Origin of the sequence: Flammeovirga yaeyamensis (assembly GCF_018736045.1) — a bacterium.
Taxonomy (GTDB): Bacteria; Bacteroidota; Bacteroidia; order Cytophagales; family Flammeovirgaceae; genus Flammeovirga; species Flammeovirga yaeyamensis.
This window is the reverse complement of sequence record NZ_CP076132.1, coordinates 3127808-3153247: the sequence shown is the minus strand read 5'-3', so window position 1 is coordinate 3153247 and position 25440 is coordinate 3127808. Positions and strand designations below refer to the sequence as shown.

Genomic DNA, 25440 nt, shown 5'->3' with positions numbered 1-25440 from the left:
TCAACATTGAATAAAGTGGTCACAAAACAACAAACTACTAAATGAAACAAATACTCATTTTAACGGCTTTTATTGTCTCAATTTTTTCTTTTACTAATGAAGTGAAAGCTCAGGACAATGGAGGAAACATTGAATTATCAGGAAGTATTGGTCCCGCTTTTGGAGCTGATAAAGTGAAGTTTTACGGCAACTTCGAACTTAACTATTTTATGGCTTCCAACATGACTTTAATGGGAGGGTACGAATACCTCAATAATGGAGGTAATATGATATTGGGCTCTAGAGTTTATGTGGTGCCTAATCTTCATTTCTCTATGAAAGGTGTGCTTATTAATACTACCGATTTTGCACTTGGTGGAGGTTATTCAAGATACATTGATAACAACCTTTCTTTGCAGATTAACGGAGACTATTACTTCGCAAGAAACTTATTCGCATTAAGTTTTGGTCTAGGAATCAGAATATAGTGATCATATAAATAGATCTAAAAAAGAAGACAATCAACATGAATTCAAGTATTTGAAGGAGTATTGGTTGTCTTTTTCATTATCATTGTTCATATTATAACTATCAATCACCCATTATACTATTTCTAAAATCTCTCATAATGATCAATGAGGTAAACGACCCAAAGTTTGAAGTTAAAAAGTTTCATCAAATTACTCAGGGAGCCTATTTAGTTGGACTATTAGGACATATATCTGCCATCTTTCTATTTTGGTACATTGGTGTAACAGAACTAGTCATTTTTAATATTCTCTTTAGCTGTCCAGCATTTGCATCAGCCCTCTATTTAAATAACAATAAGCACGAGAATTATGCTTTCTTCTTAGCTTGTGTGGAACTGTTGTTTCATCAAGTATTGTGTACTTATTTCTTAGGATGGGGATTTGGTGCTCATTTTTGGTTAATCTATTTAGCAGGCCTTAGCTTTTTTAATCCAAATTGGAATAGAAAAGTACAATTCGGATTATTGATATTAATCTGCATAGTCTATGTAACAATATCCATTGTTTTTAAACATGGTATCTATTCTTTAGATACAGATATGCTGCATTTTTCCTATATTTCAAATGCAGTCTTTACCATAATAATTACGTCTCTTTTAATTAATTTCTATGCTCAATCGACAAAACGATTGGAACATAATTTACGTCAGGAGCAAAAAGTCACTAAAAGGTTATTGGAAAAAATTAGGGGCCTATTTGGTCAGCAGATCTCTCAGAAAATCGCTCAGCATATGATTAGCAGCGAAGAAGAAATTAAAACCACTAATTTTGATGCCTCCATTATGTTCCTAGATATTCGAGATTTTACTGTTTTTGCAGATTCACGAGCTCCCTCAGAGGTTGCTAAATTTCAGAATATTGTTTTTGGTGAATTGATAGAAATTATTCGAAAAAATAATGGGGTAGTTCTTCAATTATTAGGAGATGGTTTGATGGCAGTTTTCGGAGCACCTATCAAATATGATGGGCATGAAAAGGATGCAGTAAAGTCAGGCTTTGAAATACTTCAATGTATAAATCAATTAGTGGAAGAGGAGAAAATACCCGAAATAAAGATTGGGATCGGCCTTCATAGCGGAAATATTGTAGCAGGTAACATAGGTAACGACGAAAGAAAAGCCTATTCACTTACAGGAAAGAACGTGATCATAGCTGCAAGAATAGAATCTTTAAATAAGACGTATAACAGTCAGTTTTTAATCTCAGAAAACATCTTTGATCGCATGGAAAAGAGTGATGTTGACATTGAAGAAATTGGTGATGTGAAATTGAAAGGGATGGAAACGCCGACTAAGATTTTTAAATTAGCTTAGTTTCAACATCCCGAGAAACCTTTTGAGACTAAAACCCAAGAAACACTTTCCCAATATGATCAATCACATCAGAAGTGGTCACAGATTCTATACTCATATTCTGTGCGGCATAATCACCAGCTTTTCCATGAATGTAGACACCAAGAATAGCTGCTTCCATGGAATTGTATTTTTGTCCGAGTAAACCAGTAATTAATCCCAACAAAGCATCACCACTTCCACCTTTGGCTAATCCTGGATTACCAGTAGAGTTAAAGTGAATTTCACCATTTGGTAAACAGACCGCAGTATTTGCCCCTTTAAGAATAATAATCACCTTTCGATCCTGAGCCATTTTTGAAGCGGCTTCTAAACGGTCAAATGAATTGATGAAATGTATATCAGCTAGTCTTTCGAATTCCCCAACATGAGGAGTTAAAATGGAGTTTTCGGGAATCATTTCCCACCAATCGCTATTTTCTGATAACAGATTAAGAGCATCAGCATCTAAGACAATCGGCTTTTCAGCGTCTTCAATGATCGATCGGATCGCTTTTTTTGTTTGTTCATGTTTTCCTATTCCTGGTCCAATACCAATGGCAGTGTAAGGCTTTAATAGAGTAGAGGCGACAATATGATTTCTAGATGGATCAGCAATACACATGGCTTCAGGGCAGGTAGCTTGAAGGATTTCGTAACCACAAGATGGAACAATTACAGAGGTTTTACCAGCACCAGATCGTAAAGCAGATCTAGTGGCCAATTGTACGGCACCAATCATACCTTTACTTCCGCCTACTAATAACACATGACCAAACTTGCCTTTGTGATCAAATCGCTTTCTAGGTTTGTAAATCTTTTCTGCTGTCTGTGAAGTAGTGAAATAGAAATTCGAATCTACAGTCCTTGCATATTCTTTATCTAATCCAATTTTTAGTATATGTAATTCACCTACATTCTTTTCGTTTTCAGGGAACAACATAGAAAGTTTTGGAACTTCCAATGTGAGAGTGATATCCGCTTCTACGATGCTATTAAAATGGGTAGAATAATGATCGGTATACAGTCCAGAAGCAATATCTACTGAAATGACTGGATTGTTTGATTTATTGATTTTGGTGATCACATCCAAAGTAATTCCTTTTGGAGGACGAGAGATGCCTGATCCGAAAATGCAATCTACAATCACAGTTTCTTTGTTTAACTCAGGAATATCAGTAGATTCTTTGATGTGGACACAATCAATTTTCTTAGGTAAGCGTTCTAAGTTTTCAGTAAAGTCGGGAGAAGGATTTTCTCCAAAGTGGACAATGAAAACTTTAACATCAAATTGTTCATTGGAGAGGAGTCTTGCCATCACTAAGCCATCACCACCGTTATTTCCAATACCACAAAATATACTCACATCTTCATAACCGCCACAGTTTTCAAGGTACCAATCAGTTAATTTGCCAGCGGCACGTTCCATTAAATCAATACTTTTGATGGGTTCGTTTTTAATAGTGAATTTGTCCCAATCTCTTATCTGTTGTGCAGTATATAGTTTCATGTATAGTTCTTGATGTTTTGCTTGATATAATTTAATAAGAAAAGTTTAAATATCAGTCAAACCTTTCCTAATTTTTACCTATTGATTCTATTTTGTCTTACATCAAGAAATCATAGTATTATAATTTTGAAAAAACAGAATTCTAAACAAAAGTGAATAAATTGTATTTGATCTTAATTGGGAAGTTTATGATCTTATATGGTATGAATAAACTCTTAACTTTACGTTAATACGGATATAAACTATAATCGCAGAAGAAAATGAAAAAGATTTTACTAATTACCCTTTTATTTGTTTCACAATTTGTTCTAGCTCAAGATAAAATTGCTGTTTTTGATATGGATGGAACGTTAATTTCTGAATCACCAAACTATGCATTGGCAGATTTTGCCAAGAAATATAGTACTAGTCAGATTGAAACTATGGATGATTTAGTCAATGGTTTAACTGAACTAAGTAACAATCCAAAATATCCAAAATATCTAAAATCGTTTTTTAAGAAACACGATATCAGAGTGTATCCTTATATGATGACTGTTGTGGATAGTCTTAAAAAAGAGGGTTACACATTAGTTTTATGTACAGGTTCTGAAGTGAGATTTGCCGAAGAGGTAAACAAACGCTATTTAAATAATTCTTTTGATGTGGTGATTGGTTCTGAGTTTAGAACGGAGAAGCTAAAAGCAAAGAATATCAACATCAACGACAAAGAAGGTAAAGTTGATAATTTGAAGGCAAGAGGAATCAAGCCAACAGTTGCTTATGGTAATTCTCATGGCGATTTCCCAATGATGAAATATGTGGGTAATGGTTATTTAGTAATTCATGATGATGAAGCCAATAAAGAATATGATAAGCCAGAACAATATACAAAAGAGTGTAAAGAGTTAGGGTTTAAAACAATCAAAATTAGTGATTGGAACTTGGAAACTGTGGATGCTTGGAATAAATAATCCATACGTTTAGATCAAATAATATAGACAAGAAGGGGTACAACGGAGATTTTTCGTGTACCCCTTTTTGTTTTTTGTGCTATACTATTTTGTACTCTACTCTAATTCTGTATTCCATCAAATATCCATCATCATTGTAATCGATGTGAATTTTAACTCTAAATTAAACTTTTTTGAAATGAACGATTACAACATGAAGAGATTATTATTATTGATGCTGTGGATGGGCATCACACAGTGGAGTTTCGCTCAAGCACTTTTAACAGAAGCACAGTACAACGAACTTTTTCCTTATCGATTTGGAACAGAAGAAAGGCCAGGTGGAGGATATCAGTTTAATCCAGAAAACGATTTTTACACCTACCAAAGCTTGCTTGATGCCATGGATCGAATGTCAAAGATCTCCGTGATTATGGAAAGGCGTTCGGGAACAAACCTTTATAAAGTCACACGAATTGATAAAACTACAGGTGATCAAAAAGTGATTCGGACGGATGCTGGTTTTGATGATTCTTGGAATGCTCAAAAAGCAATTATTACAAAGGAGGTCGACTATGGTTTATTTCTAAAAGAAGGTGATGTGGAAACAAGAACACGAGAGTTATCGGCATTCTTGGCTAACCTTTCTCAAGAAACTACTGGAGGTTGGGCCACAGCACCAGGAGGTAAATATGCTTGGGGTTTGTATTTCAGAGAAGAAGTAAGTTATGCCGGAACAGATTTGATTGGTTATGTGGAAGCCAATCACCCTGATTATCCTGCTGTGGCAGGGAAATCGTATCATGGTAGAGGTCCGATTCAACTTAGTTGGAATTACAATTATGGACAGGTGAGTCAGTTTTTCTATGGCGATAAAAATGTTTTGTTGGCCAACCCCGAAAGAGTGATAGAAGACGGAGCATTGGCATTTCAAACGGCCATTTGGTTTTGGATGACCCCTCAATATCCTAAACCTTCGGCACACGATGTAATGGTAGGCAATTGGATTCCGACATCTTATGATGCACAAAATGGACGATCGCCAGGTTTTGGGGTAACGGTAAACATTATCAATGGCGGTTTGGAATGTGGAAGTGGAACAGAAAAAGACAAAGTGTTATCAAGAATTGGTCATTATGAAAGACACTCTGGTATATTAGGTGTTTCTACTGATCTTAATGGAGGATCAAGTTGTAATGCTTGTGGATGTGCCAATCAAAAAGCATTCGGAGGAATAGAGCCTGAACCTATTCCTCAAGAGCCAAGAATCTCATTTTTATCACCTACTTTTTCAGAAATCAGACAAGATAATTTTGAAGAAATTTCAGTTTCTGTCGATGCAATAGATAAAGATGATGCAGCCATAAATAATGTAGAATTTTCTTTGGATGGAGTAGTCGTTTCTAATCAGGGAACATCGTTTACTTTCACACCAAATCAGTATAAAGTGTATACAATTAAGGTGACTGCCACCGATGCTTTAGAAGTTTCGAGTGATGCCACAAAAACGATAGAAGTGATTGACCCTAAAGTGAATTGTGGTGATGCTTGGGAAGCAAAAGTGTATACAGGAGGCATTCAAGTGGTGTATAATAATTTGATTTATCAATCGGCATGGGAGACCAAAGATTCAGATATCCCAGGAGCCTCTGATGTTTGGAAATTCCAAAGTGCATGCCCTGGTGCAACGTTAGATTGTACAGGTTTTGAGGAATACGATGCATCTAAAACCTATCAAACCAACGGATTGAAGGTGACCTATCAGGGTAATCTTTATATTTTTAATAAGTGGTGGGCCTCGGGCATTACTCCCGGAACAGATGAAACTACTTGGTCGTTTATGGGAGCATGTTCAGATGGAGGAAGTGGATCATCAAACATTCCACCAACGGTGAGTATTGTTAGTCCAACTCAAAATCAAGTGATAGAACAGGAGGTATTAACTCCGATTAATATATCTATTAATGCTAATGATGTAGATGGTTCTATTGCTTCAATTGTTTCAAGTATAGGGGCAAGCAATTTCGATGGAAGTAACTTTGATTTTACACCTCCAAGTTTTGGGGTTTATGGTCTTCAGGTAACAGCTACAGATAATGAGGGAGCAACCAAAACAGTCTCTCAAACTTTCGAAATAAAGGAAAAGGTGAATAGTGGTGGAGGTACAGGAAGTTGTGATGGGATAAATGAATATGCTCCTTACCCTACAATTTATCAGATGGGTGATCAAGTAGCTTATGAGGGAGCGATTTACGAAAGCTTGGTCAATAATCTATACAATGTGGTTCCTGGAACTGCAGATCACTGGTGGAAACCGATAGGGAATTGTACATCAAATACTCGACAAACAGCGGATCTAGATCTTGAAGAATTTTTGATGAACATCTATCCAAATCCAACTTCGAATACGTTAAATTTGGACTTGCCCAAACTCCATCATCAAATTCAATTAATTATCTATGATCAGAATGGAAAAGTGATGTTAGAAAAGGAATTAATTGAAGGAGGAAATCAAGTACAATTAGAGAATTTTCAGACAGGTGTTTATCATATCAAATTATATGATGGTGATAAGGTGTTAGAACAAAGAAAAGTGATTAAGAAGTAAAAAAATAAACCTCCATGAGTAAACACTGATGGAGGTTTATTCAATATTAAGATAATTCGATTATAGACCAGCAATTACTGCTTTCTGTTGCTCAAATTCTTTCATCATTTCCTCAACAACTTCTGCAGCACTTGGCACATCGTTGATCTGAGAAGAAATCTGGCCAATTTCAATTTCACCTTCAGCTAGATCACCTTCGAAAATACCACGTTTCGAACGACGTTTTCCTAAGATTTCAGCCAACTCATCTTTAGAAGCACCTCTAGCTTCTGCCTCAGCTACTCTTTGGTAGAATTCATTTTTCACCAAACGAACAGCCGTTAAATCTTTTAATGTTAGGATTGTTTCTCCTTCACCTACTTCAACGACCTTGTTTTTGAAGTTTTCGTGAGCCGAAGATTCTTTCGTAATCGCAAAACGAGAACCTACTTGCACACCTTCTGCACCTAAAGCGAAAGCCGCCAACATTCCTTTACCTGTGCCAATACCACCAGCAGCAATTACTGGAATATCCAATTGTTCAGCAATAGGAGGAATTAAACACATGGTTGTAGTCTCTTCTTTACCATTATGTCCACCTGCTTCAAATCCTTCAGCGACCACTGCATCTACACCAGCATCTTGAGATTTTAAAGCGAACTTTAAAGAAGAAATCACTTGAACTACTTTAATACCATGCGATTTTAAGAATCCCGTATATTTCTTAGGGCTACCTGCTGATGTGAAAACGATAGGTACTTTCTCATCGACAATAATCTCCATTAAACGATCTACTTCAGGGTAGAAGAGAGGAATATTTACACCATAAGGTTTGTCAGTTGCCTGCTTACATTTTTGAACATGCTCCAAAAATGTTTCAGGATGCATCGATCCAGCACCAATTAAACCTAAACCTCCGGCATTACTAACTGTAGATGCAAGCTTCCATCCGCTGCACCAAACCATACCTCCTGAGATAATAGGATATTGAATATCAAAAAGTTGACAAATTCTGTTGTTTTCCATACTTATGTTATTTGTGTTATAACGCGAAAATTAAACATTTTTCCCACATCTTTTTGAGGATGAAAGTCAGCTTATCAAATATATAAAAATTGAATAGTGGTGATTAATATTTTCTTTGAAGTATGACTAATCTGATTTTGACGTATAAATATCACTCATATAGAAGGATGATTTTATCTTTTATTTATTCCAGAATTATTGAATTTGAAATATCCCATGTTAGGAGCATTCATTCCTAGAGAGCATTTGATGTTATCATCGAATTTACATTGTTAAAGAGATTTTTTACTACCTAATATCAATATATTCTATTGTTGTTTAATGATTATTGAGTTTTTGAATGAAGTATTTTCACTACTTCAAAAAGAAATAGTATATCTATAAAGGAGGTATAAAGTGGAGAATAGCAATAAACGTAAAACAAACACTAATATGAAATAAAAAAGTAGTTTTCAATGTAATCATGTAGTAGTGTATTCTTGGGTAGATCTATCCGTTAGAAATAAATTGGCTATCAGAAAAACCGAAAAACGGTCGGAATTATTTCATTATACGGAAAAACAAATGAATGAATTATCTACTATGAAAAAGGGTGATTTCTTTAGTGAGCTTTACCAGCGGCTGACTATAGATGGCTCTAAGAAAACGTTTCAATTAATGTTCTCAGCATTGTTCTTTATGTTCTTTAATACAAGTATGAGTTACGCTCAAGAATACGGTATTGAAGTGGATAACGGAACAGCAACGATTTATTTTAACGATCAAGCAGGCTGGACAGGTGGATGGAATTACATCTGTTTGGGTAGTAACTGTACAAGCGGTGCCAAAGTGGGTAACCGTTGGGAAAGACAAGTGTCGGGTATTACAGTGGGGAATACTTATGATATTCAAATTAAGATTGCGACATCTACAGGACAGTATATATCTGACCTTCATTCTGTAGTTGCAGTAGCTAAAGGAGATTCTCCTTCACCAACACCTACTTGTAATGATGGTATACAAAACGGTGATGAAACTGGTATTGATTGTGGGGGATCATGTACTCCATGTCAGACTCCTCCAACATGCGACGATGGTATTCAAAATGGTGATGAAACTGGAGTTGACTGTGGAGGATCTTCTTGTCAACCTTGTCAGACAACACCTCCGCCAACTCACTCGAATATGGTGGAAGCAGAAGGAGCAATCATTGTAGGCAGTGCTTCTATTTATGAAGATGGGGCGGCATCAAATGGAAATGGAGTAGCTTATATTTCTGCACAAGGAGCCGGTTTTACAATCAACAGTGCTCCGGCATCATCTACTGTAGAATTAGTATATGCTTCTGAACTAAGTGGAGAGATTTCAATTTTTGTAAATGGCATAGACCAAGGCAATATACAGTTTTCATCAACGGGTGCATGGGTAGGTAACTATCAAACGGTATCAAAAGCATTGGATATACAGGAAGGAGATAGCTTTTCAGTTATTTTCCAGACAGGAGATGCGGCATTAAACATTGATAAAGTAAACTTCCTGGGTGAACCTGCTCCACCTCAACCTTGTACAGGATTAAACGATCCAAATGCAGTATTTACGGGTGTTACCACAATAAATGAAACTTCAGATGGAGCTTTAGATGGATCGGTGACCTTTACTTTTAATAATGTAGCAAACGATTACGATTCTATCATTTTCAATATTGATAACACAGACTATAAAGTCGCTATTTCTGAAGGTAGTTTAACGATAAATAATAAATCTGCAGGTAGTTATGTAGCAAGTATGCGTTGGTCTAATGGCGATTGTGAAACTAGTTTAGGTACAGTAACGGTGGGTTCTTGTGAAAACGGCATAAAAGACGGGAACGAAGCAGATGTTGATTGTGGTGGCGTGTGTCCAACTTGTCCAGAACCACCTCAACCGACTCCAGAAGATTTAGTGATTTCGGTAGCAACATCCCCAACTCACGGTCAATATTTAACGGCTAAGTATGGAAACCAACCTGCTTTAGCAATTTATACTTGGGATAATGATACCAATGAATTTGGAAGCTGTACTGGTGGTTGTGAAGACAGTTGGCCGTATGTTGTTACCGATGCTAAAGTAAACCTTATTTTACCTTCTTCATTACCCAATGGGGTCACAGGAGAGTTTGGTTTAAGTGGAACTTGTGATGGTCGATTACAATTAACTTTTGATGGCCAACCTTTATATTACTACGCAGGTGATAATAATGAAGGAGATACGAATGGAGAGTCAGCAGGTAATGTTTGGTGGTTAGTAAAAGAAGTGGTGACAAACACTTGTAATGATGGTATCCAAAATGGAGATGAAACAGGTATTGACTGCGGTGGATCTTGTACCCCTTGTCAGTCTGGCGGAACTGGAGAAGGCACTTGTGCTGACTTTGGATTAACAATCGTAGATGGTCAAGGAGTTTTATACTACTCGGAAGATCTAGGAACAGCATTGTATTTATGTATGAATGGTGGTTGTTACCCTCCGGATGCTCAAGAAGATGGATATTATAAACGATATGTTCAAGTGCAAGCAGGAGTGGATTATACGATCAAGGTACAAGGTTCGAATGAACAAGAGAAAGTAGCTCAAGTAACTCAATGTTATTTTGTACCAACTTGTAATGATGGTATCCAAAATGGAGACGAAACAGGTGTCGATTGTGGAGGATCAAGCTGTACTGCATGCCCTACTTGTGATGACGGTATTCAAAATGGACAAGAAACTGGAGTCGATTGTGGTGGACCTGATTGTATATCATGTGAAGTGGTTTGTAATGGCACTCCAAATCCAAATGCAACAGTTACAAAACAAGACGAATCATTCGAAAATGAAAACGATGGTATATTAACCTTATCATTCGATGATGTAGCTGGACGTGATGTTTTAGAATTCTCATTAGATGGAGGTGTAACCTATCCTTACAGCGAGAACGATGACTTAAAATGGATCACTATCACAGATCTTGCTCCTGGAAATTACCACGTATTTGTCCGTTGGGGTAATGGTGGAGATTGTCCGATTGATTTAGGTAATGTAGCTATTTTAGAAGGAGGACCACTTCCTACTTGTTACGACGGTATTAGAAACCAAGGGGAAACCCGAGTAGACTGTGGTGGTCCATGTGCTCCATGTGAAGAAGATCCTTGTGGAGATATTCCATTGGTATTATATCCTGCACCTGCATTGCCAACTCCAACAGTTGGTTCGCCAGCAAGAGAACACGGTTGGTCATTTGATTTAAGCGAAGATAAAACACAAGTATCTGTTAGTATTGGACCTGGTGTTGCCGATCAAATGCAAACCAATTCAGGTACTTTCGAGATGAGTTGTTCTTGTAACCAAGTAACTTTCTATACAGCCGAATTGGGAGATAATATGCAGGCCAATGTTCCTCAGGAATGTGTGGACGCTGGCGATTTCTACTATTTCTTCAGATACAAGCGTAATACGGATATGAATACGTATGATCCAGCTGATATTTGGGTCTACTCTGGCTTGTTCACAACAAAAGGAGAGAGAATCGATCCGGATAGTCGACCAGCAATTGTATCAAAAGGAGCGAGTTGGATGAGATTTAGACACCCTCACCCTCAAGATGGTATTACAGAAGCAATCTTTGATGCATCACATAATGGATCATTATTAAGAACATTAGACCGTTACGAAACAGTAGTGTATGATGCTCCTGATAATGTGAGATTCGAGCAATTCTTGTACTCGACGAAAGACAACGAAATCCGACACGAAGATCAAAAAACGCTACCAAATAAGGATAAACTGATTTGGGAAGGTGGTAATAGAATTCCTGTTCGTAGAATGGAATTCCTAGCCAAAGGTGGAGCGTCAACACCATCTTATGCAGCTTACATTGCACCGGGTGGTCCGACTTATGATCAAGGAGGTGATTTATACCCATGGTCAGACATCACAACTGTAAATTATGGTAACATCATTTCATATGAAATTACAGCAGTAACAGCATTAGTAGATGGCGTACCTTGGAGTATTGGTGCTCAGCATTATAATACCTTCCAAAACTATGTAGTGGGTCAAGGTTTCAACACCTTCGGTGATCCTAGATTATCAATGGCAGGAAGAGCATCAAGTAACATGATTTTATCAGGTTCTGGTCAGTTTACAAAAGAAGAACAAGACGCCGTATTTACTCAACATTTGATTACTCTTGAGGACGATGATGATGTAGATGATTTCTTAGAAGGACATCACTTATTCCATGGAGTTAGACATAGAACACAAGGTGATGGTCAGCAAGATAACAGAGTTTTAGGAGAGATTAATATTGGATCAACTTCTTGTGGATCTTGTCACTTTAGAGACGGTAGAGGTTCTGAATTGGTCAATACACCAAAAGGTCAATTACTGCCACCACCAGTTTATGGTGTAGGTTTATTACAATGGATTGCTGGAGCGGAAGCAGGTTTAACTTGGGATGGATCACAAGCAACTGTGGAATCTCAAACAGTAGCTGCATTGTTAAATGATCATGGAGTGGATGCTTCAGATCCAGATCAGATTTCTCAAGAAGATTTTGATCAATTGGTCGCCTACACAAAGTTCTTAACGGTACCGACAAGATCGAAAGGAGTATATGATGATCCTCAAGTAGTTGTAGGTCATGTGAAATTTATTGAGGCAGGGTGTGTAAGCTGTCATACAGAAACACAAAAGACAAGATCTGATGCACCAGAAATGTTTAAAGATATTGTGATAAGACCATATACGGATATGAAACTTCATAATATTGGCACAGGTGGCAGTTATAGAACACCACCACTTTGGGGCTTGTATTACAACATGCAGGTACTTGAAAGAAATGGCAAAGCTTTATTGTTTATGCACAATGCCTCAGCCTCTACAGTAGGAGAAGCCATTATGAAACATGGTGGAGAAGCTGCAGGATCTAGAGCTGCTTACGAGGCGTTGACTTTAGAAGAACAAGAGGCTGTTATCAAATTTGTTGAATCACTTTAGTATAGAACAATGAAAAAAATATTTTATATATCTCTAACGATGTTATTCATCTCTTTCACTTCGGTGATGGCACAAGAGGTTGCATCTATAACTGTAAAATGTCCACCTTGTCGACCTGTACAAAGTTGCGACCAATGTTACGAAACCCAAGCGGCAGCAGACCTTGCTTGTGGTTCATCAGCAAGAACATCTAATCTTGATTTAAAAAATGACTTGGAAGAATTGACTATAAATGCTTTTCCAAACCCAAGTTTTGAAGGAAAATTTACAATTGAATCTACATCTTTATTAAATGGATCAGTAAAACTGTATTCTCAGGTAGGTGCTTTGATTCAGGAACTGAATCTTTCGGATACCAATCGATTTAAACTAGGAGAGGATGTGAAATTATCATCAGGTATTTATATCATGACTTATACCGATGTAAATGGCAATGTAATTTCTAAACGTTTAGTTGTGGATTATTAATATACTTAGATAAATCCATTCTTTGAAAAAGCTGAGTGTCGTTTGACGCTCAGCTTATTTCATTTTCCCAACACTAATAAAGATAGGTGGGATTAAAGTTGTCTGTTAATTTGGCTAGTTATAGTGCTGTCAGTGATCTTTTTATCGTCCACTAACAAGAACGCCTTACTTAATACGATGGATAAACCTCTGTCTCCTTCAAAAGGGACAAAGACTTTTTCGGCCTTTGTTTCTGCAGATCGGGCAGGAACAATACATAAATATTGATCGTTCGGTTCCATCAGAATATTACCACTACCAATGTGGATTTTATAGGTTCTTAGATCACCTTTTACGATCAAGAATTTACCATTAATCTCTGCTTTACCTTTTAGTTTTGTCAAACGAGGCAGAAGGTTTTCTAAGATTGATTTTTTTGTTTTGGCAATTTCATTTAGATCGCCAAAAGAGTACGATTGCCAGTAGCCACGATGTATTTGACGGTCGCCATTGTTATCCATCCATTGTGGATCGTTACCCACACTGCAAACGCCCACAAACATATCGACATCACGCATAATTTCACTAAAGACTACTTTTGGAACATCTGCAAGGTCTACTGTTTGATTATCTTTATTGATAAATTTTACTTGATCAGTGGCCACATGTAACCAAATTCCAGTATCATTAAAATCATCATCACTTACGATCTCATCGATAAAGAATTGAGCTGTAAGACCGTATTCAGGAAGATATTTTGACGCCATATCAGCATCAATACCATCATCAAAAGCTCCCATTAGTGAGTATTTCCAATCACGCAGACTAGATAAAGCATTAAACTGATGTTGTTTAATGATATGTGCCGCCATTCTGTTCGAATAACTTTTTGTACTCAATTCAGCATCAGTTAGTAAATACAATTCTCTAAACGCCTGTTTGATGGGTTGTTTCCATTCTAGATCGATCATTTTAGTTCTCCACTGAAGAATATTATCCTCTTCCACATGTACAGGATGCCAAAGTTTTACAGTGGTATTATTATCAATCCAATCCACCACTTCGTCATTAACAGTATACCATTGGCTGTCTTTATAAATAGCATCCACACTTCGCTCATTTTTGGTGAAAATCCATATAAGTTTAGACACAATAGGATAGAGGACACCATGTTCTATATAGTATTTCTTGAAAGAAGTATAGTCCCAGTTTCTATCTAAAATAAATTGATTATCTATTCTTTGTTTTTGAGAACTTACAACCGTCTTAATCTCCTTGATTTCTTTTCGAGCTTCCTTTAGTTTATTATATAAAGAAGGACTATTTTTCACTGCAGAAGGAACACTTTTAAGCGACCTGCCATCTTTATTAAAAAAGACCTGTATTACATTATTCCCTTCAATACTTATCTCTAAAGTATGATCGCCTAATAAGATTCTTTTTCTACCCTGATTTAATTTAAAGTCAGGTACCGACATTTCTTTTAGTTCCTCTACAGAAATACCGAATTTCTTCGCTCCCTCGTTAAGGTACTTATCAATCGTCTTTTTGATATTGTTTTGCTTTACCTTCAATTTTAATCGAGACAATGCCCCCAATCCATCTTTTCCTCTCATATTACCAAGAATATAAGCGGTAGCATTTCCAACGGAAGCGGCAGCAGGTCCTACACCTGGAATCTTGGAATAAGATTTCTCGCATAATTTAGAAAGGAGATGTATCGTTTCTTTGTCAGAATATCGGTGCATACTCCAAACCATCCCTTTTATAAAGTTTTGAGAAGGTTTACATAGAAAAGTTGTTTCAGTGTAAGTATGCACATTATCTCTCCAATTATATCTTTTTTCTTTTGTAACAAAATCATAAGTTAATGGTAGCTTTAAAAGCTGATGTGCAACTTTTTTATATTGATCTACACCAATATTATCTTGAAGTTCCATTACTTTTTTGATGAGTTTTTGAGTAGGCTTTCCTCCATTCACATCAGAAATTAGATGAAATAACTCGTAATAATCCTCATTTTTTGATGAAATCGATTGAATAATTTCATTCACCTGTGGACCAATATCATTTGATGATAGCTCGAATTTATTTGTATCTTGATTGATATTCAAAATCTTTTGAATCTTCTTTTTGGCTGTATTTAAATTGCTGCCATAATAGTATCGATCATCAGTTGTTTTAAACTGTTTCCAATTCAACATATCTATTAGATAAGCCGATAACTCCTCGGAAACAGGATGATCCTTTAAGTAATATTCAATTTGCTTAATGGTATAATTGATAGGGAAGTTATTGAAAGAATAATAATAAGCACTGTATTGCTTTAAAGACTGATCGATATTCTTAAAACGGTTCATTAAATTGATCCATTCTTTATCATCATAATTCATCTTACTCTTTAACAGAGCTGAGATCATTTCATTAGCTAAGTTGGAATACTTATGATAATTTTCATTGAAATTCAGATATCCATTTTGAATCAAGTTCTTTTTAGTACTTGTTTTTCTAATCTCTTCGATGATATCTAAAAACTGATGAATCAATTCCTTTTTCTCATTATCAGATAATTTTTTGATATTTTGAAATACATCTAATTGTTGTAAATCTTGATATCCATAAACAGATTGATTTTGGCTGACAATTTCTTTTAAGTATTTAAAGGCTTTTATATCAAATGAAAGTACTTCTTTTTTCTTTTTAAATAATCCAAACATGATATAGAAGATTAGCCACCAATAAGAGGTGTTAGTTTAATAAATGATACTTTTGTGTTGTTGTCGATATGAAATTTCTGATCAAGAGTTTCAGCTTGTTCTTTATCTATCAAAATGAAATAACCATTTTTCATAAATGCATCTAAAGCGATGTAGACTTGCTTTTCATAATCGATTTTCTGCACTTTCTTTCTATTCAGTTTTTGTTCAAGGGCAGAGGGTAAAACCAAACCTTTATTATAGCTTCCTGTATTTTGTTTTACCTTTTTGACTTCCTCACGAACTCGAGCTTCAATCAGTTCTTTAACTGTAATGTATTCTGTTTGAAACTCTAACAGTAATTCATTGAGTTTGTCGCCTGTAATCGATTCATCTGTAATAGTTATTGTTCTCATAGGTTTGTCATTTTGAATGATACAATAGTTTTCAACTCGTGTTCCTCATCGAAAGAATCACTTTAGTTGATATTACAAACATATTTAAGAAGAACGGAATGTTGTTACGTTCATAAAAAAGAAGAAGATTTTTTAGTGAAAAAAGTAAAATCCCCCAAGTAAATGATGTCACTTCACTCACTTGGGGGATAATCAAATGGTATTTTATATGAGTTAAATCATTGACTCCCTTTTCCATCGATGATAAAACGGATTGATCTGTTTCTCCATACCAATAGAACTACTTCTTCCATGTCCGGGATGTATGAGCATATGATCAGGTTGCTCATCGATGAGTCTAATTACTGATTTTTTCAAGTCTTGAAGATTTGCAGTTGGGCGATCCCATTTACCAACAGAACCTTCAAATAATGTATCACCAGTATATAAATCATGACCAATTTTAAATGTGACACCTCCTATAGTATGACCTGGACAATGTATTACTGAAATCTCTTCATCCCCTAAAGGAATTTTAGTCTCCTCATTAATTTTTCTGATCTCCATTTTCGATAAATCGTACCCTTTGTCCTTTTGAAAATAGCCGAACCCATTCAAATTATCATCCATTAAAACTTTGTATTCTATTTCGTGAATGTAGATAGGTACATCAAAACAATCTAATGCCTCCATATGGTCGATATGTGCATGTGTAAGTAGGATACCAATCACCTCTAATCCTTCTTTTTTGATATATTCTTGAATACGTTCTTTTTCATAGCCTGGATCGATAATGAAACATTTTCCTTCTCTATCCAATACATAACAATTGGTGATAAATTCTCCAGAAACAACCAGTTTTCTTATAGGATATAATTTCATCTTTTTATTTCAAAGGTAAATTTGTAGAGATAAATATGCCTTGATTCAAATCAATTAATACGTAATTCTATAGCAGTTTTTAAAATGCTTTGTATTAATTCAATTTCAAGATCCTCATGAGGGTTCACTCGAAGAATTTTCATCTTTTTTCTACTGCCTGTTTCCAATCGATTGTGATGTAATAGAAGTCCATCCACCCATAATAAATAGGGCTCATCCGTTTTCTTATCTTTCCATAAATAACACAACGGTTTTTTTCTGAAACTAAAGCAAGGTATCCCATATTTTATTGTTTCTTCTATATCTGGGTGAACACCAATTAATAAAGATCGGAGAGCTAAAAAACAGCTGCTATTGGGTTCTGGTTGATTGAGATAAAACGTGTCTTTGTCATTCATGATTATCAAATGAAAAATTATTGATTAACAATACAAAGATAATAATAGAGTGTTATCGAAAAGTATGATGAAATAATGGAATAAATTTTAAAAAAAATTTGTTCATTTTTCTCTTTGATAAACATGATTTTACACATTTATGTAACTATATGCATTTGATGTAACTACTTGTATAACATAGTTTTGTATATTTATTTTGTTTCATGTTAGAACGCTATCTTATTTATTGTATTGAGAGTTTTAACAGATAGATAATAAATTAATCCATCACTATTTAAATTACATTATGAATAATAACGAAGCATTAAATATCTACCCAAAAACATTTTCTCATATTGGTATAACAGTACCAGATATTGAAAAAGCAGTAAAGTTTTATACAGAGGTTTTAGGTTTTTATGTAATTATGGAACCTACCTTGGTAACTGAAGAAAATGAAACAGCAATAGGCCAAATGTGCATTGATGTATTTGGAGAAGGGTGGGGCACTTTTAGAATTGCACATCTTTCGAGTGGCGATAAGATTGGTTTTGAGCTTTTCGAATTTAAAGAAAGTAAGGATCTAAAGCCCAACTTCGAACCATTTAGAACAGGCTTGTTCCATTTTTCTGTGCAAGATCCCGATGTTGAAGGGTTAGTTCAAAAAATTGTTGATGCAGGAGGGAAGCAAAGAATGCCAATTAGAGAATACTATCCTGGAGAAAAACCATATAGAATGTGTTATGTAGAAGATCCATTTGGAACTGTCTTCGAAATATATTCTCATTCATATGAATTACATTATTCAGCTGGAGCATATAAATAATGGTTTCTAGCAAATTCTTGTCCCCATTGATCTAATTTTAGAATGATGGGGATAAGTGACTTTCCAGCATCAGTAAGTTCATATTCTACTCTAGGAGGTGTTACAGGATATACTTTTCTTTTAACCAATTGATCCTTTTCTAAAGCTCTTATTGAATACGTAAACATTCGATTAGAAATATCTGTTATACTTTTTTGTAACTCTCCAGAACGTTGAGGTCCCTCTTTTAAGTGAAATAATATGAGGCTTTTGTATTTATCACCGATTAATTGTAGTGTAAAGGCCAGCGAACAATTAAACTCTTTATCTTGATAGATTATTTTTTCTGATGCCATTATAAATGATCTTTTTTATAAATCTAATTAATATAAATGAATTGAAGTGATCTAACTTCAAAAAAAAGCTCATTACTTCAACTAGAAAGTGATGAGCTTTATACTTTATCATCAAAGTATTGTTATGAGGTTGAACAACACTTAGTTGCTTTACAACGACAATATTTTCTATTATAGATATGAAGAACAATCAATATAATAGCAGGTATGTAAATGATTTCTTCAAATAACTCTATCATTCCTAATTTTTCATTGATAATAATGAAAGCTAAAAATGACCAAGTGGTCCACATTGCAGGTTTCATCCAAGTACTCGACGTATTTTTTGTGGATTGAAATATGGCTACAAATGCGATAAATAGAAAAATTGGATCAATTATTTTCCACCAAATGGGCAAGTTATGTGCACTGCAACTAGAAGCACAAGAACCCGCTACAAATAATAAAGGGGTAGCGATACAATGTACCAAACATACAAAACTAGCGACTGCACCAAATTGATCTGATCTATCTTTAAATATATCCATAAATGTATTTTGCGACTTTATTGCAAAAATAGACAAAGATCAAAAAAATACAATACTAAATAGTGATAATAGACTTAATATTTAGGTAATTTTATTAAAGTCCAATCCAAATATTTTATTCTTTGAGTCTCCAAGGTGGATTCAAACGATTCTCTCCTGCAAAAAATAGTATAATCTGATTTCCATCAGGATCTTTTAGACGTGCCTCTCTCCATAACCATGTTTGGTCTACAGGTTCTTGTTCGAATTGTAATCCTTGTTGTTTTAATTGATGTACTTGATCGTCCAAATCATCACATTCAAAATATACATAGATACCTTCTCCTTTGGGTAATTGTTCTACCTGATGAAGAGAGAAAGTGGAGTTGCCATCGGGACAAACAAAACGAGCATAATGCGGTAATGCTTTTACAATAAGTTTTAACCCTAGAGTTTGATAAAAGGGGATAGATTTAGTGAGGTCTAATGACGGTACAGTAATTTGATTGAGATTCATAGTAGTGTTTGTTTTATTTAGTGGATTCAACCTCTTGAATCAATTTAATATTACGTTTTTCTAATGTAGTTAAAAAGGAATTGACGTTTTTATGTTCAGCTGAATACCATTCTTGAGTTGTAAAATAGCTTTCCATTTTACCTCCTTTTTTGAATATATATCCATATCTCGCAAAGATTTCGTTTCTCATAATTTGTAAGTCAAACTTATCAAATTGCTGAAGGGTTGATTTATCTAATTCAATATAAGAAGCTGTTGGAAATTTTCCTTTGAGGTACTGTTTTAGAGTGTAGGATAAATATCCAAATTCATATTCTTTAGAAGTAAATGATTCGTTTTCATCAAACATTTTCAATCCTTTGGTTTTTCCTTTATAAGTGGCGAATTCTCCATTAAACTCTTTGGAATAAAATTTACTGCCTTCAATTTTCACATCATTTAAATGCTCATAATCATGAATCCAAGCTGTTGCATTATCGTTAAAATGTCCTTGTACTTTATATGCAATAATATTATTTGGATTCAATACGACGATGACAAGACTATATTCCCACTCAGAATCACCAAAGTGATAAACGTTCCCATAGTCTTTTACAGAGGTAGTTTCCCAAATAGAAATATCTTGATGTTCTATTTCTTCCATTCCCATTGTTTGGCTCAAAAGAATACTAGAAATAAATAATAAGGGTAGGAGTAATAGTGTTTTCATAATATTTTGTTTGCTAGAAGATCGAATTTACGCAAAAACTCCATAGATTTTTAGTCTATGGAGATTTTTTTATGCCATAAAAGAAACCATTTCTACGACAACTTTTCCAAGAGTACTTTCTAAATTAATTTATCTTTTCGTGATATCATCAAATAGTTTTTGTCCAAAAATGATTTTCAAGAAGCTTTTAATCAGTTTTTTATATTCTTGAATACAATCAAAAAACTTCTGGTCACACTAAAGTCATTTCAAAAAATTAATCTTGTAAGGAAATATTGTTGGGCTAGAAATGAAATCACCCAATTTTTGGAATTATATTGAAATGAGTTAATCATAGAATAATGAAATTACTAAACTTCATCGCTTTAGCTTCTTCGTTAATTTTGTTCTGTTCGAACAATAAAATTGATGATGATAAGACAGAATCGAAAAAGAAAAAACAACCTAATATCATTCTAATTTACGCGGATGATATGGGTAGAGGGATGTTAAGTTCTTGGGGACAAAAGCATTTTACAACACCTAACATTGATAAGTTGGTAGATGGAGGTATGAAATTTAATCATGCCTACGGAAGTAACTTTTGTGCACCTGCTCGAGCAAGTTTAATTACGGGTATGCACGATTGTCACACACAAAATGAATACTATACATTAACACGTCCGGGTATTTGGTTGAGAGATTCGAAAGACGTAGATATAAATAAAATTCAGGAACAAATTCATGAGTTTGCTCCTCCAAGAGAAAACGAAGTGTATTTGGCTACTGTAGCTAAAAATGCAGGCTATAAAACAGCTCAATTTGGTAAGTTAGAATGGGGATTTGCAACAACTCCAGAAAGAATGGAAAACCACGGATGGGATTATCATTATGGTTTCTATGACCACAGACGTTGCCATGGTTTCTATCCACCTTTCTTATTTGAGAACGGAGAGTTGATAGAAATTGAAGGAAATACACACGCCGATTGTGCCGTTACTCCTAAAAAAGAATCTCCAGAAAACTTTAAAATTCGTTGGGACTTTACGGGTAAGAAACAATATTCTGAGTACTTGGTATTGGACAAAATGTTGGAGTACATGGATGAGAACAATCCAAACAAAACAGATCAACCTTTCTTCTTATATTACCCGACACAGTTGCCTCATGGACCTGTTCAAGTACCAGAAATCGATGAAGAATTAAAGAATGCTGAGGGGCTCACTTCGTTGGAAAAAGAATACGCTACAATGATCAAAATCTTTGATAACACGGTAGGGCAGATTTATGCAAAATGTGAGGAATTAGGGATTTTAGATAATACGATCATCATCTTATCAAGTGATAATGGACATGAGGTACATTATGAAGAAGATGGAAGAACTTTCAGAAGAAAAACAAAAGAAGGAAAAGCTTTTGATAATATCACTACAAAATTCTACAGCGACCAAGCCAACGATGTATTCGACGGTAACGACGGAATGGCTGGTTTGAAACGTGATAACTGGGAAGGTGGTGTAAGAGTACCTTTAATTTGGTATTGGAAAGGTAAGATTAAAGCCGGACAGACTTCTAATCAATTAGTGAATAATTATGATATCATGAACACTATGGCTGATCTAATTGGAGTAGATCAGGTAGAAGGGAAGGATAGTTTCTCTTATTCTAAAACACTTCTAAAAGGAAAAGGTCAGGAAAAAGAGTATACAGTTTTTGCCTCCAAATTAGGTCCAGCAATCGTGACAAAAGAAGGATGGAAGCTACGTTATCAGATCAAAGATGATGTTTTCCAGTTGTACAATATCAATGAAGATTACCGTGAGGAAAAGGTATTGAATGATCAACATTCAGAGAAAGTAGCCTCGTTAAAATCAATCCTTCTAAAAGAATGTGATGGTGATTATACCAATGGTGGTTATCCTCAATTTTTTGAGCCGGATCCTGTGGTAAGAGCACAGAAAGCGAAAAAAGCGGCGAAGAAAAAGAAAAGTAAATCTTAATAAGAAATTATCAAAAAAGCACTTAATTAACATGATTAAGTGCTTTTTTGATGTCTTATAATTCAGATGCTTTCGAGTTAAGAATAAGTTGAATAGCAAACTCTTTTTTAGTATTCACCCCATTTAAATAATCCTGTGGTTTTTCAGGAACACGATAATCAGGTAGTACACCTCGACCTCTTTCTTTGGGGTTTACCTTCATCTGAAAGTGAACTGTTGGAATATTTACCTCAATTTTTGTGTTAGGTAGTGTAACATATTCGGCATATCCACTAACATTACCTTCGTAGGTTCCGCCCGTTTCTTCACCTATAAAAAGACCTCTATTTGTCATTTTCACTAAGCTAGAAAATTCAGCTCCACCTGAGAATGTTTTACCACTAATTAGAACGTAAACTTTTCCATCATAGATCAAATGCTCTTTTGGATGTTTAAAACCTAGATTAGAATAATAGTCGCTCATTAAAGTATAGTCACCCCGATATGCTGTATCACCTTTTAATGCCCACTTATCTTCAATATAGTCTTCATCCTCCTTATTTATTTCATAAGGTTTGGGAAGCATTGTAATTCGCTTATACTTTTGGAAAACATCATGATATAAGTAGCTAAATAAAAGATTCTCCTTTCCTTCCGTTCCTCCACCATTTTCTTGAACATCAATAATTAGATGTTTAATGTTTAAGGAATCCACTTTAGAAAAATAAGATTGATAAGTCTGAGCGTAATCGATGCTATCAGTTCCTAAAGTAGGGATACTCATATAAGCAATCGAATCGTTGATCTGTTCAAAAACGAAATGTTTATAGTCAAAATCAATCTTAGGATATAACGCGTTTTTGGTCTTGAATCTTGATAAACGAACCGGTTTTAAATCAATTTTTTTGATGATAGAACTATCCAATTTTTTTACTTCTAACACAAAATTTTTTGATTTTCCATAAGCCAAACGATTCAACAGGGAAAAGATAATTCCTCCAACCCATTCATTTTTTGATGTGACATTAAAGCCATCAGAAGGAATAAGTGGGTAAATTTTGTTGCAAATTTCATCAATTGATCGACCATTAACAGAAAGAATCTCAGTACCTTGTTTTAGGTCTAGTATCTCTTTCCCATAATTTTGAACAACCATTAAATGATCATCACAAAATTTCACCTTCAGTGGTAAAAATGATTTGGATAGACCTAATTTGATCAATTGTTTTTTGGGAAGATCGATGGAAGTATGTCCTTCATTGGTTAAACCGATAACAAGGCGAGTGTCCTCATAGAATTCCAGATAGGTTTTTCCATTTTTTAGCGTATTTCTGATACTGTCTAAAATAGAATCCGTATCGCTTTTGTCTGTATAATTGTAGAGTCCTTGATGTTGAAGTCTAAGTTCACTGACTAAGGTATCAAAATCTTCTAGAAGCTTTTCTCCCTTGATTTTGTGTTGCGCATAGGAGAACGTAAAACTGAGAGAGAAGAGTAGTGTTAGTAGCTTTTTCATTGGTTTTGTAGAAATTTGAAAAATAAATACGTACAATGTTACGATAAATATCTTTTCATTCCCAAAAGAATAATGAATATATCATTCTACAATATTTCTCTATAATCACTTTTTTCTATAATCTTCTTGAAGTTGTTCGTATTCAGTAGTTCATAAATTGCTACTTTCTTATCCTCACTTTTATCGTAATATGATTTACAAACGAGGTACCCCATTGTATATCCAAGGTTACTTGGTCGGTCTTTAATTGCTCCACCATTATGCATCCACTTTGATAAATCGGTACTGTAGGCCTCTCGCTTCAATTCTTTCATCACAAAATTGAAGTTTTTGGGATCTTTCAAGTAATCTAAATTATGTTGGACTCCAGGGCTAGGTTGTTGGTCTTCTGTTAGAATAGATACCAAGAAATCACAAACACCCTCTTCTATAATTTTCCCCAATACTTTATCTGCATTTTCATGATCCGAATATGATTGTTGAAAGTGCATTAGTTCATGCACTAAATCGTATTTCATGTTCTCAAATTCTGTGATGGAATTCTTCTGCCAATCATTAAGATTTTCCAAAGGCATGCTATCTGATTTTGCAAACATAGTCACCCCAATAAAAAGACCTAATTCGGTTAAAGTTCCAGACCCATTGATTAAATCGGGAACGATATACGTTTTAGGAAATACTGCTTGAGGGTACAAATCAGAAAATCTTACCATCATTGTTTTGGCATTATTCGCTACACCTTCCAATCGGTTATTAGAAACATGTTCTCTTAAATATTGATAGTAGGCAGGGTTTTTCTCGACCATCACCCTTTTCATTTTTTCTACATTTTCGTATCGAATATGATAGTAATCTTTTAAGGCAAGAGATCCTTCGCAGATATAATTTGATAAATACAGATCTGCATTTTCTTCATCATGAATTGATTGTTCAAAATATTTCCAGAATCGATCGGTAGGGGCAGTAACAATTTCAAAATTCTCTATATACTGGTTTCTTTGATGAATGATATCAAGCAAAGAATCGACTTCTAATCTTAACTTTACATCATTTCCGCCTTTTTCAATTCCCAATTTATTCAGAATAATAGGGTCATTCATGCCAAAATCAATCGATCTTTTTACTGACAATAATGCAGAGTCAACCGCATTTCCTTCACCATATTGCCAAGCAGCATACACAAATAATTCTGAGGATTGATTAATTTCACCTGCTTGATAATAGACTTGAGCTGCTTTATTATGTTGACCTATTGCCCTAAGTGAATCACATGTAGTGCCTATTTTTCCAATATCAATGAGTTCACAAGATTGTGTAGGTTTGTCTTGTTTTTGACAACTGAAGAATAATATTAAGAGAAGAGAAAGTAGGGTGGTAGTTTTCATA

Annotated in this window: 20 protein-coding genes; 8 read left to right on the top strand and 12 right to left on the bottom strand. The window is 34.9% G+C overall.

What is annotated here, in order from left to right; translation table 11 throughout:
• The first annotated feature begins 41 nt into the window (after positions 1-41).
• Together KMW28_RS12465 and KMW28_RS12460 are read left to right on the top strand one after the other, a co-directional pair.
• On the top strand, positions 42-467 hold the full coding sequence (locus tag KMW28_RS12465) for a hypothetical protein (protein WP_066206459.1): 426 nt from the start codon (positions 42-44) through the stop codon (positions 465-467).
• 140 nt (positions 468-607) lie between these two features.
• Positions 608-1822: an adenylate/guanylate cyclase domain-containing protein gene (locus KMW28_RS12460; protein WP_169663132.1), complete on the top strand. Its 1215-nt coding sequence runs from the start codon at positions 608-610 to the stop codon at positions 1820-1822.
• A 28-nt stretch (positions 1823-1850) separates the two neighbouring features.
• Here the strand turns inward: KMW28_RS12460 and KMW28_RS12455 are convergent, their stop codons facing one another.
• Positions 1851-3350 (bottom strand): NAD(P)H-hydrate dehydratase, encoded by a 1500-nt coding sequence (locus tag KMW28_RS12455; protein WP_169663133.1) that lies wholly within the window; start codon positions 3348-3350, stop codon positions 1851-1853.
• 260 nt (positions 3351-3610) lie between these two features.
• On the opposite strand from KMW28_RS12455, the gene KMW28_RS12450 reads away from it, so the two are divergent.
• Both KMW28_RS12450 and KMW28_RS12445 read left to right on the top strand, forming a co-directional pair.
• A complete protein-coding gene (locus KMW28_RS12450) occupies positions 3611-4303 on the top strand; it encodes an HAD family hydrolase (RefSeq protein WP_169663134.1) in 693 nt (230 codons plus the stop codon).
• A gap of 178 nt (positions 4304-4481) precedes the next feature.
• Entirely contained in the window at positions 4482-6890 is a 2409-nt protein-coding gene (locus KMW28_RS12445) for a glycoside hydrolase family 19 protein (RefSeq protein WP_169663135.1), read from the top strand.
• Positions 6891-6950: 60 nt separating this feature from the next.
• Here the strand turns inward: KMW28_RS12445 and KMW28_RS12440 are convergent, their stop codons facing one another.
• Entirely contained in the window at positions 6951-7895 is a 945-nt protein-coding gene (locus KMW28_RS12440) for an NAD(P)H-dependent flavin oxidoreductase (protein ID WP_169663136.1), read from the bottom strand.
• Between the two features lie 564 nt (positions 7896-8459).
• Between KMW28_RS12440 and KMW28_RS12435 the strand changes: the two genes are divergently transcribed.
• Positions 8460-12890 (top strand): di-heme oxidoredictase family protein, encoded by a 4431-nt coding sequence (locus KMW28_RS12435; RefSeq protein ID WP_169663137.1) that lies wholly within the window; start codon positions 8460-8462, stop codon positions 12888-12890.
• Positions 12891-12899: 9 nt separating this feature from the next.
• Positions 12900-13358 carry a T9SS type A sorting domain-containing protein gene (locus tag KMW28_RS12430; protein WP_169663138.1) on the top strand — a complete coding sequence of 153 codons (459 nt, stop codon included), beginning with the start codon at positions 12900-12902 and terminating at the stop codon, positions 13356-13358.
• Between the two features lie 92 nt (positions 13359-13450).
• Here the strand turns inward: KMW28_RS12430 and KMW28_RS12425 are convergent, their stop codons facing one another.
• The 4 genes from KMW28_RS12425 to KMW28_RS12410 form a co-directional block, all read right to left on the bottom strand.
• Positions 13451-16054, bottom strand: coding sequence for a DUF4132 domain-containing protein (locus KMW28_RS12425; protein ID WP_169663139.1), 2604 nt, complete (start codon positions 16052-16054; stop codon positions 13451-13453).
• A gap of 11 nt (positions 16055-16065) precedes the next feature.
• A complete protein-coding gene (locus KMW28_RS12420) occupies positions 16066-16449 on the bottom strand; it encodes a hypothetical protein (protein WP_169663140.1) in 384 nt (127 codons plus the stop codon).
• 213 nt (positions 16450-16662) lie between these two features.
• A complete protein-coding gene (locus KMW28_RS12415) occupies positions 16663-17310 on the bottom strand; it encodes an MBL fold metallo-hydrolase (protein WP_169663141.1) in 648 nt (215 codons plus the stop codon).
• A gap of 50 nt (positions 17311-17360) precedes the next feature.
• Positions 17361-17708, bottom strand: coding sequence for a DUF1801 domain-containing protein (locus KMW28_RS12410; protein ID WP_169663142.1), 348 nt, complete (start codon positions 17706-17708; stop codon positions 17361-17363).
• Positions 17709-17994: 286 nt separating this feature from the next.
• Here KMW28_RS12410 and KMW28_RS12405 point away from each other — a divergent pair, with 286 nt between their 5' ends.
• Complete coding sequence (locus tag KMW28_RS12405) at positions 17995-18513, top strand: lactoylglutathione lyase family protein (RefSeq protein WP_169663143.1); 519 nt, start codon at positions 17995-17997, stop codon at positions 18511-18513.
• On the opposite strand, the gene KMW28_RS12400 is transcribed toward KMW28_RS12405, so the two are convergent.
• From KMW28_RS12400 to KMW28_RS12385, 4 genes are all read right to left on the bottom strand, one after another.
• The gene (locus KMW28_RS12400; RefSeq protein WP_169663144.1) at positions 18489-18848 is read right to left on the bottom strand and encodes a winged helix-turn-helix transcriptional regulator; all 360 of its coding nucleotides are present in this window, start codon (positions 18846-18848) and stop codon (positions 18489-18491) included. The genes KMW28_RS12405 and KMW28_RS12400 overlap by 25 nt on opposite strands.
• 122 nt (positions 18849-18970) lie before the next feature.
• Positions 18971-19375, bottom strand: a complete 405-nt coding sequence (locus KMW28_RS12395; RefSeq protein WP_169663145.1) for a MerC domain-containing protein — start codon at positions 19373-19375, stop codon at positions 18971-18973.
• A 115-nt stretch (positions 19376-19490) separates the two neighbouring features.
• Positions 19491-19871, bottom strand: a complete 381-nt coding sequence (locus KMW28_RS12390; protein ID WP_169663146.1) for a VOC family protein — start codon at positions 19869-19871, stop codon at positions 19491-19493.
• Positions 19872-19884: 13 nt separating this feature from the next.
• Positions 19885-20580, bottom strand: a complete 696-nt coding sequence (locus tag KMW28_RS12385; protein WP_169663147.1) for a YARHG domain-containing protein — start codon at positions 20578-20580, stop codon at positions 19885-19887.
• A 341-nt stretch (positions 20581-20921) separates the two neighbouring features.
• Here KMW28_RS12385 and KMW28_RS12380 point away from each other — a divergent pair, with 341 nt between their 5' ends.
• On the top strand, positions 20922-22559 hold the full coding sequence (locus tag KMW28_RS12380) for a sulfatase-like hydrolase/transferase (RefSeq protein WP_169663148.1): 1638 nt from the start codon (positions 20922-20924) through the stop codon (positions 22557-22559).
• Positions 22560-22614: 55 nt separating this feature from the next.
• Here KMW28_RS12380 and KMW28_RS12375 read toward each other — a convergent pair whose 3' ends face one another.
• The gene (locus tag KMW28_RS12375; protein ID WP_169663149.1) at positions 22615-24054 is read right to left on the bottom strand and encodes a S41 family peptidase; all 1440 of its coding nucleotides are present in this window, start codon (positions 24052-24054) and stop codon (positions 22615-22617) included.
• A gap of 86 nt (positions 24055-24140) precedes the next feature.
• On the bottom strand, positions 24141-25439 hold the full coding sequence (locus KMW28_RS12370; protein ID WP_169663150.1) for a gliding motility protein GldB-related protein: 1299 nt from the start codon (positions 25437-25439) through the stop codon (positions 24141-24143).
• Position 25440 lies beyond the last annotated feature (1 nt).